Origin of the sequence: Maricaulis virginensis (assembly GCF_027922185.1) — a bacterium.
Lineage (GTDB): Bacteria > Pseudomonadota > Alphaproteobacteria > Caulobacterales > Maricaulaceae > Maricaulis > Maricaulis virginensis.
In genome coordinates, this window is sequence record NZ_BSFE01000006.1 from 161,795 (window position 1) to 177,388 (window position 15,594).

Consider the following 15,594-nt stretch of genomic DNA (forward strand, 5'->3'; position numbering starts at 1 on the left):
ATCTGCTTAAGCATAGCGAAGTGTCCCGTATTTCCATCACGAATTCTGGTACCGAAATTGCTTGGTTAGCGCCGAGTCCGCAGGCCGGACACCCATCCGTGGTGGGGGAGGCGAAGCGGATGCCTGTGCCATTTCCGGCACAAGAGCATCCCTCGCCGACCACCGCTTTTTTTTCATCTATGCTGGCGTCATGGATTGGCAAGTCTCACGAACCGGGCAGATCGACCTCGGCGGGCGCACCGTACGCGCGGCGCTGGGAAAAGGCGGCATCACGGACGCGTCAGACAAGCGTGAGGGCGATGGTGCCACGCCGCTGGGCCGCTATGCGCTGCGCCGTGTGATGTACCGGGCCGACCGGGTGGATGCGCCTGACACCGCGCTGCCGGTGCGGGCGATCCGCCCCGATGACGGCTGGTGCGACGCGCCGGACGACCCCGCCTACAACCGCCCCGTCCGCAAACCCTATCCCGCCTCGCACGAGGATCTGTGGCGCGAGGACGGGCTCTACGACATCATTCTCGTGCTCGGTCATAATGACGATCCGCCCGTGCCCGGAGCCGGCTCGGCGATCTTCCTGCACTGCAAGCGCGGCGATTACGAGCCCACGCTGGGCTGTGTCGCGCTGGATCCCGACGATGTGCGCGCCCTGCTGGCGCAGGCGAAACCCGGCGACACGCTGACGATCAGCTAGCATTTTCAGCGAAAGTGGGAACCGGTTTTGCGGTTCGAAAATGCGACCACTGAAGAAACCGGAGCCATTTCATCGGCCTTGATTGCGATGGAATGGCTCTAGGTGTCCCGATCTCCGAAGAAGGCCGTGCCGACACGTACAGACGTGGCGCCCAGCGCGACGGCTGTCTCGAAATCGCCGCTCATGCCCATGGAAAGCCGCGCCACCCCGTTCTCGCGGGCGAGCTTGCCGAGCAGGGCAAAGTGGAGACCGGCCGGCTCCTCGACCGGCGGGATGCACATCAGACCCTCGATCTCGAAGCCGTACACCTGCCGCATCCGCGCCAGGAAATCCGGCAGCTCCGCCGGAGCGACGCCGGCCTTCTGGTCCTCCTCGCCGGTATTGACCTGCACATAGAGCCGCGGCGTGCGCCCCTGCGCATCCATCGCCTTGCGCAACGCGCCAGCCAGCTTGTCGCGGTCGAGCGTCTCGATCACATCGAACAGGGCAACGGCGTCTTCGGCCTTGTTGGACTGCAGCGGGCCGATCAGGCGCAGTTCGAGATCGGGATGCCCGGCGCGGCGGGCGGACCAGTGGGCCTGGGCCTCCTGCACGCGGTTCTCGCCGAACACGCGCTGGCCCGCCGCGAGCGCGGCATCCAGCCGCTCTTCGCTCTGGCGTTTCGATACGGCCACCAGGGTGATATCACCCGGATCTCGCCCCGCCGCACCGGCTGCGGCGGCGATCGTGTCGAGAAGGGCCTGACGGTTTGCGGAGATTGCAAAAGTGTCGCTCATGATGCCGCCATATGACGCCCCGGCGGGCTTGGCAAGACAGGCGCTTGCGGTGCAGGGCGCACGCGGGGCCGGTCTGCCGGCGCTGCTGGCACTGACCGATCCGGCCCGCACGCCGGACCCGGAAGCGTTCGCCGCTGCGGTCCCGGGCGGCAGCGCGGTGATCTACCGGCATTTCGGCGTGCCGGACCGGCTTGAGGTCGCGAAGCGGCTGGCTGCGATCTGCCGCGAGCGGGACAATTGGCTGCTGGTTTCCGGAGATCCGGATCTGGCCCGGCGGGCCGGGGCGGATGGCGTGCACTGGCCGGAACGGCAGATCGCCGAGGCCGCCGCCTGCCGGGCCCGCGGCGATGCAGGCATTTACACAGCCGCCGCCCATTCCTGGCGGGCGCTGACCCGGGCGAGCGCCGCCGGTGTCGATGCAGCCCTGCTGTCGGCGGTGTTTCCCAGCCAGAGCCCCAGCGCCGGGCGGCCTTTGGGGTGCTGGTCCGCAAGTGCCATGGCCCGGGCAGCAGATCTGCCGGTCTATGCGCTGGGCGGCGTCAATGAGCGCACGGCGAAACGGCTGACAGGTCTCGGGTTTTCAGGAATAGCGTGTGTCGGCGCGATCAGAAGCGCAGGGCCGACTCGAACTTGATTTCCGGTTCGCGGCGATCCTGGCGGTTCTCGCGAAGTGTGAAATATTCGCTGTCCGGCGCGGCAAAGCGCACCTGGCCGCCCAGGCGGAAGCGTTCGCCGAGATTGACGAAGGCGCCGGCGCTGACGTCTTCCATCTCGAAGCGCGTGTCGGAATGGTCTTCCACGCCCAGCGTGATGCCCCAGCGGCCGCCGGCGGATTCCCAGTCGAACGTGTCGGGTTCTTCCAGGCCCGGATGGGCGGCTTCATTCATGGACAGGGTGAAGGCCTCATACCACGGCGTCTCGGCCCCGGACGCAGCCGGAGCCGGCGTCGCGACGGCAGCAGCGGTATCGTCCTGGGCGAAAGCCGCAGGCGCACACAGGCACAGGGCCGCAGCCGTTACAACTGCAGGCGCCGTCTTGCCAATGATGTCAAACGGATAGCTCCGCCCGCTCATTGCACTCTCCCTCACACAGCTTTCGTTCTACCGTATCGAAGCTGTGCGTCCCAAGAAGATTCTGCGGCGCTTACAACAGTTTCACGCCGCCTGTGGCGGATTTGTCAAAATTGCCAGCCGAGTTCAAGAAATCCGACGGTGTCCCCGGACCGGACCTGCGTGCGTCCACCCGGCGTGAGCACCGGATCCCACCGCCTTGCATTACGCAGTCCGACGCCGGCAAGCCAGCGCTCGCCGATCAGGCGCGATCCGCCCACTTGCCAGCTGGTGCCGTCGACATGAACCGCGTCGTCGGAAAAGCCCGCATATTCCAGCGTGAACAGCCAGGGCCCGGCCTCATACCCGGCCGAGGCCGACCAGGCCTGATACCCCCGGTCGCCGGCGAGACCGTTATCGCTCACCAGACCGCGCAGCCCCGCCGACCAGTCGCCAAGGCGCCAGGACAGGCCCGCATCCCAGGCGAGGAGACGTTCGAAGCCCGGCCGGCCGGTGGCGTCGGCGCCGCTGGCGATACCGAAGGAGGCCTCGATCTCGTGATCGCCGCGGCGGATCGCATAGATCAGGCCCAGCTCGGCCACGTCGTCGAAGACCGGGCTGACCAGACCGGCCGGTCCGTATTCGCGATGGCAGACATCGACGCCGCAATCGCGCACGGCCGGGGTCCAGGAGGCCGAGGCCCGCAAGGTTCCGATCGTGCTTTCCTGTCCGAGGGCAACGGAGCGGAACAGGATTTTCGGCGACCAGCCGGATGCGAGGTTGGCCGTGCGTGCGCCCGACAAGCGGTCGGTGGCGACCCGGCCGCCATCGGCGCGGCTGAGACGGAAGGCCGCCGGACCGCCGGCCGTGTCCAGCTGGGCAGCGCCCGGTCCGTAGCCGAAGCGCAGCTCGCCCCAGCCCGTGTCATAATAAAGATAGGCCTCTTCCAGAGCCGTGCGGGTGGCGTCGCCCACCGGTGCGCCACTGCTGCGATAGCCGCTCGCCGGGCTCACCCCCGTGGCACAATCGCCGCGCCCGGCCGGACAATCGCCCGCCAGCCCGCCCCATCCCCGGCGGCCGCTGTCGCGCTCGATCCGCCCGCCGGCGACCAGGCCATAGCGGCGGCCGGCATCGGTGAAGCCTTCAACGGTCAGGGCGGTATCGATGTCGAACAGGGGCGTATCGGCGCTGTCGCCCGAGGCGAGTACCGTGCCGGCATCCAGCTGGAAACGCGTCTCGAACGCTGCGCCGAAGCCACTGTTTTCATTGGAAAATATGCCGGAGAACGAGTCCGTCTGGGGGAATGCCGGCGGGGCCGCAAGCGCTCCGGACAGAGCGGCGATCAAGGTCGCGCTGAGTGTCCGTACCATGTCTCGCGGTCCCGCCGATCGGCCCCGTCCCCCCGGACGTCGCGCCCCTAGAGGAGGTCAGCACGCCCGTCCGGTCAAGCACCCCGGACGGTTTGCGGAAAACTTGGCACAAAGTTGTTGCGATCCTGCCACGCTCGCAGCGGGTGCCTTTCGGCGCTGGCGTGTCCCGTTTCGCATGTTATACAAATCGTCAAAGCAAGGAGCGCGTCCGCGTTCACGGTTCCCCGCGTGTTACCGCTGTCTGTTTCGAAGGAGTCTCGGCTTATGTCCGACCGTCGGATTCTTGGAGTAGCCCTCTCCGCCGCCATTCTTGGCCTGTCGGCCTGTGCCTCGAACAATGCGGCCGAGCAATCCGCCGCGTCGGAGAGCCGGTCCGGCCTGCGTCTTCCGTCCCTGCCCAACCCGCTGGGTGGCGGCAATCGCCCGGTCGAGGTCGAGGGCATCGGCGTCAACGGTTTCCTGTGGCGCGCCAGCCTGGACACCATCTCCTTCATGCCGCTGTCGGAAGTCGATCCGTTCGGCGGCGTCATCATCACGGACTGGTATGCCAATCCGCAGATGCCGACCGAGCGCTTCAAGCTGACGGTCTATATTCTCGATACACGCCTGCGTGCCGACGCGCTGGCCGTTAACGTCTTCCGCCAGGTTCGTGACGAACGCGGCGAGTGGACCGACGCGCAGTCCGGCGACGACACCGCCTACGAGATCGAGAATGCGATCCTGACCCGGGCCCGCCAGCTGCGTATTTCCCAGCTGGAAGGCTAGTGACGCCATAACGGCCTCGCAGCGAGCATGACCATGAGCCGATACAATCCCCGCGAGGCCGAACCGAAATGGCAATCGGCCTGGGCGGAGCGTGATGCCTTCCGTGCCGGCGGCCCTGAGTCCGGCAAGCCGAAATACTATGTCCTGGAGATGTTCCCCTATCCGTCGGGGCGCATCCATGTCGGCCACTCCCGCAATTACACGATGGGCGACGTCGTGGCGCGCTACAAGCGCGCCCGCGGCTTTGACGTGCTGCACCCGATGGGCTGGGACGCTTTCGGCCTGCCGGCGGAAAACGCCGCCCGCGACCGCGGCGTGCATCCGGGCAAGTGGACCTATGGCAATATCGACGTCATGCGCAAACAGCTCCAGCGTCTGGGCCTGGCCCTCGACTGGAGCCGCGAGATCGCGACCTGCGACCCGGCCTATTATCGCCATCAGCAGGCCATCTTCCTGAAGTTCTGGGAAAACGGCCTGGCCTATCGCAAGACGGCGAAGGTCAACTGGGACCCGGTCGACCAGACTGTTCTGGCCAATGAACAGGTGATCGACGGCAAGGGCTGGCGCTCCGGCGCCGAGGTCGAACAGCGCGAGCTGGACCAGTGGTTCTTCAAGATCACCCAGTATGCCGATGTGCTGACCGATGCCATTGAAGGCCTCGACCGCTGGCCCGACAAGGTCCGCACGATGCAGTCGAACTGGATCGGCCGGTCGCGCGGTGCCGAAGTCCGCTTTCCGCTGACCGACACCCGTTTCGGCGAGACGATCGACGTCTTCACCACCCGTCCGGACACGCTGTTCGGGGCGAGCTTCCTGGCCCTGGCGCCCGATCATCCTATCGTGAAGGCGCTGGCGAAGGACAATCCGCAGATCGAGGCCTTCTGCCAGGATTGCGCCCGCATGGGCACGACGGAAGAAGAGATCGAGAAGGCCCCCAAGAAGGGGATTGATCTGGGCATCAAGGTCCGCCATCCGTTCGACGAAAGCTGGGAAATCCCGGTCTGGTCGGCGAATTTCGTGCTGTCGGGCTATGGTACAGGCGCGATTTTCGGCTCGCCCGCCGGCGACCAGCGCGACCTCGACTTTGCCCGCAAATACGGTCTGCCGGTCAATCCGGTGGTGCTGCCGCCCAATGCCGATGCCGCGACGCACACCATCGAGGACGAAGCCTTCACCGGCCACGGCACGATCTATAATTCCCGCTTCCTGGACGGGCTCGAGACGCCGGCGGCGATCGAGCGCGCTATCGAGGAACTGGAAAAGCTGGACCTCGGCAAGGGCGCGACCAGCTATCGCCTGCGCGACTGGCTGGTCTCGCGCCAGCGCTACTGGGGCTGCCCGATCCCGATCGTGCATTGCGCCGATTGCGGCGCCGTGCCGGTGCCGGAAGACCAGCTGCCGGTGGTCCTGCCCGAGGATGTGACGTTCGACCAGCCGTCCAACCCGCTGGAACGCCATCCGACCTGGAAAAACACGGACTGTCCGAAATGCGGCAAGCCGGCGCGCCGGGAGACCGACACGCTGGACACTTTCGTGTGCTCGTCCTGGTATTTCCTGCGCTTCACCTCGCCCTGGACCGGGGACGCGCCTTTCGCGCCCGCAGAGGCCGAGCACTGGATGCCGGTCGACCAGTATGTCGGCGGTATCGAACACGCCATCCTGCACCTGCTCTATGCCCGCTTTTTCACGCGCGCTCTGAATGATTGCGGCCTGATGAAGCTGGACGGCGGCGAGCCTTTCGCCGGCCTGTTCACCCAGGGCATGGTGACGCACGAGACCTACAAGTCGGCCGATGACAAATGGCTCGGCCCCGACGAGATCGAGGAGCGCGACGGAACGCGTGTCGAGATCGCCACCGGCAAGCCGGTGACCGTCGGTGCCATCGAGAAAATGTCCAAGTCGAAAAAGAATGTCGTCGATCTGGATGAGTTCATCGAGAACTATGGCGCCGATGCGGCACGCTGGTTCGTCCTGTCCGACAGCCCGCCCGAGCGCGATGTCGAATACACCGACAGCGGCGTGGAGGGCGTCTGGCGCTTTATCCAGCGCCTGTGGACAACCGTCACCTCGCTGCCCGGGGGCGCCCCGGGGCCCGCAACGATTGCGGCCGACGCCACAGGCGACGCGCTGGAGATCCGCAAGACCGCACACAAGGCCCTGAAATCCGTTACGGATTCCATCGAAGGTTTCCGCTTCAACTCGGCCGTCGCCCAGGTCCACGACCTGGTCAATGCACTGCGAAAGTTCGAACCGTCCGATGCGGCCGGTGTGGCCGCCAAGGCGGAAGGTCTGGGCATTCTCGTGCGCATGATCGCCCCCTTCGTACCGCACCTCGCCGAAGAGTGCTGGTCCGTGCTGGGCGGTGAGGGCCTGGTAATCGACGCGGCCTGGCCAGAGGCCGATCCGGCGCTGCTGGTCGAGGATACGGTGACACTGCCGATCCAGGTCAATGGCAAGCGCCGCGCCCAGATCGATGTCGCCAAGGGCGCGCCGGAAGACGTGGTCAAGGCGCTCGCCCTGTCGCATGACGGGGTGGTGCGCGCCACCGAAGGGCTTACAGTGCGCAAGGTGATCGTGGTACCGGACCGGATCGTCAATATCGTCGTGGGGTAGGAAAACCATGCGTACCAGCCGTCGAGTGATCCTGGGCTCTCTGGCAGCCTCCCTCACGCTGGCGCTGGGCGCTTGCGGTTTCTCGCCGATGTACGGATCGAGCGCTGTCGGCAGCACGCTGTCCCGGATCCGCGTCGAGACGGGCGACGAACGGGTCGACTTCCTGCTTCAGGAGGCCCTGATCGACCAGATGGGCTCGCGCCACGCCGATGGCGATCTGACGCTGCGGACGGAGACGGATCTGGGCGCGACCGGACTGGGCGTCGGTGCCGACGCGATTGTCCGGCGCTTTGCCATCCGGCTTGATGTCGATTATGCGCTCTATCGCGACGGAGAGACCGATCCGGTTCTTGTCGGCTCCACCTATGGCGAGGCCTCCTACAATCTGTCAGGGTCCGTCTACGCCTCCATGATCTCCGAACAGGATGCCGAGGCCCGCGCCGCGCGGATGGCGGCCCAGCGGGTCTCCATGCAGCTTGTGCGGGCGCTGGACGAGATCCAGACCCACGGACCCGCCACGCCATGAAGGTATCGGCCCGCGACGCCGATGCGCGCGTCCGGACCCCGGATCCGGCCATCAAGGCCTATCTGATCTACGGGCCGGATCGCGGCCTCGCTCACGAGCGCGCCGGCACGCTGGTCAAGTCGATCCTGCCGGATCCGGACGATCCCTTCGCGCTGACCCTTCTCACCGAGGAAGACCTCAAGTCCGATCCGGCCGCGCTTGCCGATGCGATGGTCGCGATGTCGCTGACCGGTGGTCAGCGCCTGGTCCGGGTCCGGCTCAGCGGCGAGACCGGCGGCGGTCCCGTTGCGGACGTGATTTCTGAAATCGAGAGCGGCTCTCTCGCGCCGCAAACCGTGCTCGTGGTCGAGTCCGGAGACCTAACGCCGCGAGGGAAGCTTCGGAAAGCCTTCGAACCGGCGAAAAAGGCTTTATCTATAGCGTGTTACGCCGACGATGCACGATCTCTCGGAAACCTCGCGGAAGACCTACTCAAGGATGAAGGGCTTTCGATTGCATCCGATGCGCGCATGCTCTGGCTGCCGCGGCTCGAAGGCGACCGGGCACTCGCCCGCGGCGAGATCGACAAGCTGATTCTCTACAAGGGTCTCCGCGGCCAGCGGGCCGAGGGCGACGACACCGTGACGCTCGAGGATGTCGAGGCGATCGCCGCCGACCAGGGCGAGGCCCAGATGGACGCCGTCATCGAGCCCGCCCTGCTCGGACGGCTCGCCGAAGCCGACAAGGCCTATGTCCGCTCGGTGAGCGCCGGCGGCAGTCCGGTCGCGATCCTGCGCGCGCTGCAGCGGCGGCTCGATCAGATCGGTGTCGTGCAAGGCTCCGGCGGAGACGATGCGGCCCTGGCACGCTCGGGTGCGCCGCGCTTCGGTCCCCAGGCCGATGCCTTCAAGCGGCAGGTCAGCCTGTGGCGCGGCCGCCGGCTCGATCATGCGCGGCAACTGGCCTTCCAGGCCGAGCGGGATGTGAAGCGGTCGGGCAGCCCGGCCGAAGCGCTGGTCAGCGAATTGCTGATCCGGCTGGCGCGCGGCGCCGCACAGGCCAGCCGGTAGCTCTAGCTTATTGAAGACGTCAGGCTGTGCGGTTTCCGGACAGCCGGCGGCAGACATCGTCGAGCTGTTCGAGCGTCTTGTACTGCACCCGGATCTCGCCGCCCTTGCTGCCATGCCGGATATCGACGGACAGGCCGAGACGGGCCGTGACGTCTGACTCCAGCGCCCGCGTGTCAGCATCCTTGTCACCAGGCTTGGGCGTCTTGCCGGGCTTGCTGTCAGCGGCTTTTCCGGACTGGGCGTCGCGGGCGAGGCGCTCGGTCTCGCGCACGGACAGACCTTTTTCGACAATGATGCGGAGCAGTGCTTCCGGATCGGGCGCGGTGGCGATCGCCCGGGCATGACCCGTGCTGATTTCACCGCTGGCAAGAGACGTCAGGACGGCCTCCGGCAGGGCCAGAAGACGCATCATGTTGGCAACATGGCTGCGGCTTTTCGAGACAGCGCGGGCGACATCGTCCTGGGTGTGACCGAAGCGATCGATGAGCTGGCGGTAGGCATGCGCCTCTTCCACCGGGTTGAGATCCGAGCGCTGGACGTTCTCGACAATGCCGATTTCCAGCGTTTCCCTGTCGGTGAGCTCGCGGACGAGCGCGGGAATGTCGTGCAGCCGCGCCTTCTGGGCCGCGCGCCAGCGGCGCTCGCCGGCGACGATCTCATAGGCTTCGTCCTCGCCCTTGACGGGCCGTACCAGGATCGGCTGAACCACGCCCTTTTCTGCGATCGATTCCGACAGCGCTTCCAGTTCGGACTCGGTGATGGTCTTGCGCGGCTGGTCCGGATTGGGCCGGATCAGCTCGATCGGCAGGGTGCGCACACCATCACGCGAACGCGGCGCGGAGGCCGGTGCATCACCGCTGTCCGGCGCGGCATAGTCCTCGGTCTCGACCTCACCCAGAAGGGCGGACAGGCCTCGGCCCAGACGGCGGTTCTTGTCAGTGGATGTCATGCGGCTTCACCCTGCTCTTCCCGGCGGCGTTTGCGCTCTTGCTGGACGATTTCCTTGGCCAGGCTGATATAGGCCTGCGATCCGGAGCACTGCAGATCGTAGAGCAGCACCGGCTTGCCCACGGAGGGCGCTTCAGAGACCCGCACATTGCGCGGTATCATGGTCCTGTAGACCTTGTCGCCGAAATGCTCGCGCACATCGGCAGCGACTTCGGCCGAGAGATTGTTGCGGCCGTCATACATGGTCAGCACGACGCCCTGGATCTCCAGCTTGGTATTCAGATGGCCGCGCACACGCTCGACGGTGCGCAGGAGCTGGGACAGGCCCTCGAGGGCGAAGAATTCGCACTGCAACGGCACCAGGATGGCGTCGGCCGCGGTGAGCGAGTTCACCGTCAGCACATTCAGCGAGGGCGGGCAGTCGATCAGGATATAGTCCAGCCCGTCTTCGTCGTGCGACAGGGCAGCAATGCTCTGGTCGACGGCGCGCTTGAGCCGGTAGGAGCGGCGCTGGTCGTCAGCCAGTTCCAGCTCGACTCCGGACAGGAGCTGATCGGAGGGCACGATGGACAGGCCCGGCACCACGGTCGGCACCAGAGCGGACTTCAGCGGATCGCCGCCCACCAGCACGTCATAGGATGTCAGGGTGCGCTTGCTCGGCGGCACGCCCAGTCCCGTTGACGCATTGCCCTGGGGGTCCAGATCGATGATCGCGACCTTCTGGCGAATGGCCGCCAGGGCAGTCCCCAGATTGATGGCGGTGGTGGTCTTGCCCACCCCGCCCTTCTGGTTGGCGATGGCGATGACGCGGGGCGCTCTGCGGCGCTCGTTCTTATCGGACACGCTCGACCTCTTTGATGCGCAGGATCACACCGTCGCTCGTCTGACTGGGTATGACTTCAGGATCGACTGTCCAGCTTTTGCGGGCTTCGGTCAATTCATCCCGGTACTGCCGACCCTTGAAGAAGAGGCCTTCTGCCCCGTTTTTCAACAGGGGCTCGGCATAGCCCAATAATTTATTCAACGGCGCGAAGGCGCGCGCGGTGACGAGATCGAACCCTTCCGAGGGATCGAGCATCTCGACCCGCACCGGGCGGGCCTCGGCGTCGAGGCCGAGCTCCTCGATCACCTTGTGCAGAAAGGCGACCTTCTTGCCCACGGAATCGACCATGACGACACGCGCTGCCTGTCCCCGATCGCGGAAACCGAGCGCCAGGGCGATGCCCGGAAAGCCGGCCCCCGCACCGAGATCGGCGACGAGACGCGTTTCACGTGAAACAAGCGGCATCAGCTGGAAGCTGTCCAGGGCGTGGCGCTCCCAGAAGTGATCGAGCGAACTGCGCGCCACGAGATTGGTGTGAGCGCTCGTCTCGACGAGAATCTGCCGCCAGCGGTCGAAGCCGTCGAGCGTTTCACGTGAAACACCCGTGCGGGCCTGGAAGTCGTCGCGTGTCACCTAGCTGGCCTCTTTGCTGAGCCGCTTCACATGCGCCAGAACCGCCGTCAGCGCGCCCGGCGTAACGCCCTCGATGCGGGAGGCCTGGCCCAGCGTCTCGGGACGCGCGCGCTCCAGCTTCTCGCGGGCCTCGTTCGAGAGGCCACCGACGACGCGATAGTCGAGATCGCGCGGAAGACGCACCGCCTCGTCCCGGCGGAAGGCGAGAATATCGGCCTGCTGACGATCGATATAACCGGCATAGAGCGCATCGATCTCGATCTGCTCGACAATGTCCGGCGCGATACCGTCCAGCTCGGGCCAGATCGGCGCAAGGTCGCTCCAGGCGATATCGGGATAGGCGAGCAGCTCGCTCGCCGTGCGGCGCTTGCCGTCCGCGTTGACAGCGAGACCGTGCGCCTTGGCCTCGTTCGGCGTCAGGGTCAGAGCCTGCACCTGACTGCGGGTCGCTTCGAGCGCCGCCATCTTGCCGGTGAAGCGTGTTTCACGTGAAACAGACGCCGCCCCAAGCGCGATCGCTTTCGGCGTGAGGCGCTGGTCTGCATTGTCCGCCCGCAGGGTGAGACGGTACTCCGCGCGTGAGGTGAACATGCGATAGGGCTCGCTGACCCCGCGTGTGATCAGATCGTCGATCATCACACCGATATAGGCGTCCGACCGGCTGAGCACGAAAGGCTCGCGCGCCTGGGCGGACAGCGCCGCATTGAAGCCGGCCATCACGCCCTGGGCGGCCGCCTCTTCATACCCCGTCGTGCCATTGATCTGACCGGCCAGCCAAAGCCCCGCCACGGCGCGCACCTGCAGCGTGGCGTCGAGCTCGCGCGGATCGACATAGTCGTATTCGATCGCATAGCCGTAGCGCTTGACCTCGACCTGTTCGAGACCCGGCAGGGTCTTCAGGAAGGCGTCCTGGACATGGTCGGGCAGCGAGGTCGAGATGCCATTGGGATAGACGGTGTCATCGTCCAGACCCTCCGGCTCCAGGAAAACCTGGTGGCTGGTCCGGTCGGCAAAGCGCACCACCTTGTCCTCGATGGACGGGCAATAGCGCGGCCCGCGCCCGGCAATCGCGCCGGAATAGGCGGCCGAGTGTTCGAGATTTGCAGCGATGATGGCGTGCGTCGCTTCCGTGGTCCGGGAGATCGCGCAGGTGATCTGCGGCACCTCGATCCGGTCGGTCAGGAAGGAGAACGGTACCGGCGTTTCGTCCGCCGCCTGCTGTTCCAGTGTGTCCCAGTCGATCGACGATTTCTTCAGCCGCGCCGGCGTCCCGGTCTTGAGGCGGCCCATCTGCAGCTTTAGCCCGTAGAGCGTCTCGCCCAGACCCACAGCCGGCGCCTCGCCGGTCCGGCCGGCGGGAATACGCTCGGCACCACGATGGATCATGCCGCGCAGGAAAGTCCCCGTCGTGAGCACGACAGATGCCGCGGCGTATTCATTGCCCTCCGCGTCCGTCACCCCGACGCAGCGGCCCCCATCGATGATCAGGTCCTCGACCGCCGCCGCGCGGATCTCCAGATTCTCCATCGCGGCCAGAACCGACTGCATCGCGGCCTTGTAAAGCGCCCGGTCGGACTGGGTCCGCGGACCGCGAACGGCGGGCCCTTTGGAGCGGTTGAGCAGACGGAACTGGATCCCCGACGCGTCCGCGACGCGGCCCATGACCCCGTCCAGCGCATCCACTTCGCGCACCAGATGCCCCTTGCCCAGACCGCCAATAGCCGGGTTGCAGGACATCTCGCCGATCGTGTCGAGACGATGGGTCAGCAACAGGGTCGATGCGCCGAGGCGCGCGGCTGCGGACGCGGCTTCACAGCCGGCGTGCCCGCCCCCGATAACGATGACATCCCATTGCTTCATGACCGGCTCGATCCCGACGCTCTGTCTTGCGGAAAAGGTCGGCCTACATAATGCCCGCGGGCCGTCGAGTCGAGGGGCGGGCCCGCGTGTTTCACGTGAAACACGCCGCGCGGTTCACGAGAGCCTACTTGCCGATGCAGAACTGGCTGAACACCCGGTCCAGAACGTCCTCGACATCGACACGGCCGGTCAGGCTTTCCAGCGCCCGAACCGCCAGTCGCGCATCCTCACCCGCCAGCTCCGGCGCATCGGCCAGCCGCTCGCGGCAGCGCTTCAGGGCTGCCAGCGCGCTTTCTACAGCACGGCGATGCCGGGCCCGGCTCAATGCCGGAAGCTCACGCGCGCCGAGGCGTTCGCGCACGATCTCCTCGATCTTCGCCTCGAGCATGTCCACACCGTCGCCGGACTTGGCCGAGAGACGGTAGGCCCCTTCCGAGCGTTTCTGGGGCGCCAGGTCGAGCTTGTTGAGGACAAGCAGATCGTCATCCTTCAGACGACCACGCAGATCGAGCAGGTCCTCGTCGGAACGCGCATCCACGACACCGATCCGCAGATCCGCATTGTCGGCGCGATCGAGCGCCCGCCGGACGCCCTCGGCCTCGATCGCATCCACCGCTTCACGCAGACCCGCCGTGTCGGAGATGATGACCGGAAAGCCCGCCATCGTGACGCGCACCTCGACCACGTCGCGCGTGGTGCCGGGAATATCCGTGACGATGGCCGCTTCGCGCCGTGCGAGCCGGTTCAACAGGCTCGACTTGCCCGCATTCGGGGCCCCGATCAGCGCGATGGAAAAGCCGGTCCGCACGCGCTCGCCGCGCCGGCCGTCATCCAGATGCGCTTCCATCGAGGCGATCAGCCGGCTCAGCGGGGCGTGTGCCACGTGGGACAATGCGTCAGGAACATCGGCCTCGTCGGGAAAATCGATCTCGCCCTCGATCGAGGCCATGGCGACGATCAGATCCTCGCGCCATCCCTCATAGAGCTCACGCAGAGCCCCGGACATCTGGGCCAGGGCCTGTTGACGCTGGCCTTCGGTCTCGGCCTCGATCAGATCCGCCAGCCCCTCGGCCTCGGTCAGGTCCAGCTTGTCATTCTCGAAAGCACGCCGCGTGAACTCACCCGGCTCGGCCGGTACCGCGCCGCTTTCATCCAGCGCAGACAGCGCAGCCTCGATCACGGCCGGCCCGCCATGCAGGTGCAGCTCGACACAGTCCTCGCCGGTAAAGCTCGCCGGGCCCGGAAACCAAAGCACCAGCGCCCGGTCGATCACGGACGCATCAGGCGCGTTCAGCGTGCGCAGCGCCGCACGGCGCGGTTCGGGCCGGGGCAGACCCGCCAGAGCATCCAGCATCCCGCCCGCGCCGGGACCGGACAGGCGGACAACCGCCACACCGGAGCGTCCCGGGGGCGTGGACAGGGCATAGATTGTCGTGTTCACGGCCTAGCGATCCTTGCTGCTGCCCGTCTTGCCGCCGGCAGCGGGCCCGGCCGCACTGCGCATCAGCTCCATGAACTGGTTCGTCATCTCGCCGCCAAAGGCCGACCACTGACGCATCAGAACCTCGGGGTCCAGCTGATCCATATTCGCTTCAGCCCGCTTCTGCATTTCCGTCATCAGGCTCTCATTGAGCGCCGTGACGTCCGGCAGGCCGAGAAAGCTGCGCGCTTCCTCCGGTGTGCATTCGATCTCGATGTTGACCTTCATGGCCGCCTCGCAGGATGGTGGGTCCTCTTCCAATGAACAGGAGCATGACATGACAGGTCAAGACATCCGCATCACCGGGCCGGCCGGCGAATTCTCGGCCTATCTGGCCAAACCGGCGAGCGGTACCGGACCCGGCGTCGTCGTCCTGCAGGAAATCTTCGGCGTCAATCACGTGATGCGCGAGATGTGCGACCGCCTGGCCTCGCAGGGTTTCATCGCGGTCTGCCCCGACCTGTTCTGGCGGATCGAGCCGGGTGTCGACATTACCGACAAGAGCCAGGCCGAACTCGACAAGGCCTTCGACCTGATGGGAAAGTTCAACCCGGATACCGGGATCGAGGACGTCCAGGCGACCCTCGACCATGTGCGCAAGCTGGATGGGTGCACCGGCAAGGTCGGCGCCATCGGCTTCTGCCTCGGCGGGCTGATGGCCTATCTCACCGCAGCGCGCACCGACAGTGATGCCACGGTCGGCTATTACGGCGTCAATATCCCGAACTTTCTCGACGAGGCCGGCAAGATCTCGAAACCGCTGATGCTGCACATTGCCGGTCGTGACGAGTTCGTACCGCCGGAAAGCCAGGCTGCGATGCATACCGGTCTCGACCCGCATCGGCAGGTGACGCTGCACGACTATCCCGACGATGAGCACGCCTTCTCGCGCATCGAAGGCAAGCACTATAATCCGCAGAGCGCCCATCTCGCCGACAGCCGCACCCTGGAATTCTTCCGGAAGAATCTGAAATCCGAATAGGCCGTATCTGCCGGCGCCTGCCTCCCGGG

Annotated in this window: 16 protein-coding genes; 7 read left to right on the plus strand and 9 right to left on the minus strand. The window is 66.1% G+C overall.

Annotated elements, in window-relative coordinates; translation table 11 throughout:
• The first annotated feature begins 190 nt into the window (after positions 1 to 190).
• Positions 191 to 691, plus strand: a complete 501-nt coding sequence (locus PKE71_RS12010) for a L,D-transpeptidase family protein (protein WP_271187220.1) — start codon at positions 191 to 193, stop codon at positions 689 to 691.
• Between the two features lie 98 nt (positions 692 to 789).
• Here PKE71_RS12010 and PKE71_RS12015 read toward each other — a convergent pair whose 3' ends face one another.
• Positions 790 to 1,467 (minus strand): YggS family pyridoxal phosphate-dependent enzyme, encoded by a 678-nt coding sequence (locus PKE71_RS12015; RefSeq protein WP_271187221.1) that lies wholly within the window; start codon positions 1,465 to 1,467, stop codon positions 790 to 792.
• Between the two features lie 49 nt (positions 1,468 to 1,516).
• On the opposite strand from PKE71_RS12015, the gene PKE71_RS12020 reads away from it, so the two are divergent.
• Positions 1,517 to 2,101: a thiamine phosphate synthase gene (locus PKE71_RS12020; RefSeq protein WP_271187222.1), complete on the plus strand. Its 585-nt coding sequence runs from the start codon at positions 1,517 to 1,519 to the stop codon at positions 2,099 to 2,101.
• On the opposite strand, the gene PKE71_RS12025 is transcribed toward PKE71_RS12020, so the two are convergent.
• A complete protein-coding gene (locus PKE71_RS12025) occupies positions 2,073 to 2,540 on the minus strand; it encodes an NtrZ family periplasmic regulatory protein (RefSeq protein ID WP_271187223.1) in 468 nt (155 codons plus the stop codon). The two genes, PKE71_RS12020 and PKE71_RS12025, sit on opposite strands and share 29 nt — an antisense overlap.
• A 104-nt stretch (positions 2,541 to 2,644) precedes the next feature.
• Entirely contained in the window at positions 2,645 to 3,886 is a 1,242-nt protein-coding gene (locus tag PKE71_RS12030; RefSeq protein ID WP_271187224.1) for a porin, read from the minus strand.
• Positions 3,887 to 4,150: 264 nt separating this feature from the next.
• On the opposite strand from PKE71_RS12030, the gene PKE71_RS12035 reads away from it, so the two are divergent.
• Genes PKE71_RS12035 through holA form a run of 4 tightly spaced genes read left to right on the plus strand, consistent with a single transcriptional unit; the run spans position 4,151 to position 8,839 of the window.
• Positions 4,151 to 4,651: a DUF3576 domain-containing protein gene (locus PKE71_RS12035; RefSeq protein ID WP_271187225.1), complete on the plus strand. Its 501-nt coding sequence runs from the start codon at positions 4,151 to 4,153 to the stop codon at positions 4,649 to 4,651.
• Positions 4,652 to 4,684: 33 nt separating this feature from the next.
• A complete protein-coding gene (gene leuS / locus PKE71_RS12040) occupies positions 4,685 to 7,264 on the plus strand; it encodes a leucine--tRNA ligase (RefSeq protein ID WP_271187226.1) in 2,580 nt (859 codons plus the stop codon).
• Positions 7,265 to 7,271: 7 nt separating this feature from the next.
• A complete protein-coding gene (gene lptE, locus PKE71_RS12045) occupies positions 7,272 to 7,790 on the plus strand; it encodes an LPS assembly lipoprotein LptE (RefSeq protein ID WP_271187227.1) in 519 nt (172 codons plus the stop codon).
• Positions 7,787 to 8,839, plus strand: a complete 1,053-nt coding sequence (gene holA / locus PKE71_RS12050) for a DNA polymerase III subunit delta (protein WP_271187228.1) — start codon at positions 7,787 to 7,789, stop codon at positions 8,837 to 8,839. The genes lptE and holA overlap by 4 nt, the downstream gene beginning before the upstream one ends.
• A gap of 19 nt (positions 8,840 to 8,858) precedes the next feature.
• On the opposite strand, the gene PKE71_RS12055 is transcribed toward holA, so the two are convergent.
• The 6 genes from PKE71_RS12055 to PKE71_RS12080 form a co-directional block, all read right to left on the minus strand.
• Positions 8,859 to 9,788 (minus strand): ParB/RepB/Spo0J family partition protein, encoded by a 930-nt coding sequence (locus PKE71_RS12055; RefSeq protein ID WP_271187229.1) that lies wholly within the window; start codon positions 9,786 to 9,788, stop codon positions 8,859 to 8,861.
• A complete protein-coding gene (locus PKE71_RS12060; RefSeq protein ID WP_271187230.1) occupies positions 9,785 to 10,630 on the minus strand; it encodes a ParA family protein in 846 nt (281 codons plus the stop codon). Before PKE71_RS12060 ends, PKE71_RS12055 begins: the two co-directional genes overlap by 4 nt.
• Positions 10,620 to 11,243: a 16S rRNA (guanine(527)-N(7))-methyltransferase RsmG gene (gene rsmG, locus PKE71_RS12065; RefSeq protein ID WP_271187231.1), complete on the minus strand. Its 624-nt coding sequence runs from the start codon at positions 11,241 to 11,243 to the stop codon at positions 10,620 to 10,622. The genes PKE71_RS12060 and rsmG overlap by 11 nt, the downstream gene beginning before the upstream one ends.
• On the minus strand, positions 11,244 to 13,103 hold the full coding sequence (gene mnmG / locus PKE71_RS12070) for a tRNA uridine-5-carboxymethylaminomethyl(34) synthesis enzyme MnmG (RefSeq protein WP_271187232.1): 1,860 nt from the start codon (positions 13,101 to 13,103) through the stop codon (positions 11,244 to 11,246). It abuts the gene before it with no gap.
• A 124-nt stretch (positions 13,104 to 13,227) separates the two neighbouring features.
• Positions 13,228 to 14,544 (minus strand): tRNA uridine-5-carboxymethylaminomethyl(34) synthesis GTPase MnmE, encoded by a 1,317-nt coding sequence (mnmE, locus tag PKE71_RS12075; protein WP_271187233.1) that lies wholly within the window; start codon positions 14,542 to 14,544, stop codon positions 13,228 to 13,230.
• 3 nt (positions 14,545 to 14,547) lie between these two features.
• Positions 14,548 to 14,811 carry a DUF6489 family protein gene (locus PKE71_RS12080; protein WP_271187234.1) on the minus strand — a complete coding sequence of 88 codons (264 nt, stop codon included), beginning with the start codon at positions 14,809 to 14,811 and terminating at the stop codon, positions 14,548 to 14,550.
• Positions 14,812 to 14,860: 49 nt separating this feature from the next.
• Here PKE71_RS12080 and PKE71_RS12085 point away from each other — a divergent pair, with 49 nt between their 5' ends.
• A complete protein-coding gene (locus PKE71_RS12085) occupies positions 14,861 to 15,565 on the plus strand; it encodes a dienelactone hydrolase family protein (RefSeq protein ID WP_271187235.1) in 705 nt (234 codons plus the stop codon).
• The last annotated feature ends 29 nt before the right edge of the window (positions 15,566 to 15,594 follow it).

Excerpts from the sequence above, each read along its gene's own strand:
- PKE71_RS12080 (WP_271187234.1), bottom strand. The coding sequence starts at position 14,811 with ATGAAGGTCAACATCGAGATCGAATGCACACCGGAGGAAGCGCGCAGC.
- PKE71_RS12030 (WP_271187224.1), bottom strand. The coding sequence starts at position 3,886 with ATGGTACGGACACTCAGCGCGACCTTGATCGCCGCTCTGTCCGGAGCG.
- holA (WP_271187228.1), top strand. The coding sequence starts at position 7,787 with ATGAAGGTATCGGCCCGCGACGCCGATGCGCGCGTCCGGACCCCGGAT.
- PKE71_RS12025 (WP_271187223.1), bottom strand. The coding sequence starts at position 2,540 with ATGAGCGGGCGGAGCTATCCGTTTGACATCATTGGCAAGACGGCGCCT.
- PKE71_RS12085 (WP_271187235.1), top strand. The coding sequence starts at position 14,861 with ATGACAGGTCAAGACATCCGCATCACCGGGCCGGCCGGCGAATTCTCG.
- PKE71_RS12035 (WP_271187225.1), top strand. The coding sequence starts at position 4,151 with ATGTCCGACCGTCGGATTCTTGGAGTAGCCCTCTCCGCCGCCATTCTT.
- leuS (WP_271187226.1), top strand. The coding sequence starts at position 4,685 with ATGAGCCGATACAATCCCCGCGAGGCCGAACCGAAATGGCAATCGGCC.
- lptE (WP_271187227.1), top strand. The coding sequence starts at position 7,272 with ATGCGTACCAGCCGTCGAGTGATCCTGGGCTCTCTGGCAGCCTCCCTC.
- PKE71_RS12015 (WP_271187221.1), bottom strand. The coding sequence starts at position 1,467 with ATGAGCGACACTTTTGCAATCTCCGCAAACCGTCAGGCCCTTCTCGAC.
- mnmG (WP_271187232.1), bottom strand. The coding sequence starts at position 13,103 with ATGAAGCAATGGGATGTCATCGTTATCGGGGGCGGGCACGCCGGCTGT.
- PKE71_RS12010 (WP_271187220.1), top strand. The coding sequence starts at position 191 with ATGGATTGGCAAGTCTCACGAACCGGGCAGATCGACCTCGGCGGGCGC.
- PKE71_RS12055 (WP_271187229.1), bottom strand. The coding sequence starts at position 9,788 with ATGACATCCACTGACAAGAACCGCCGTCTGGGCCGAGGCCTGTCCGCC.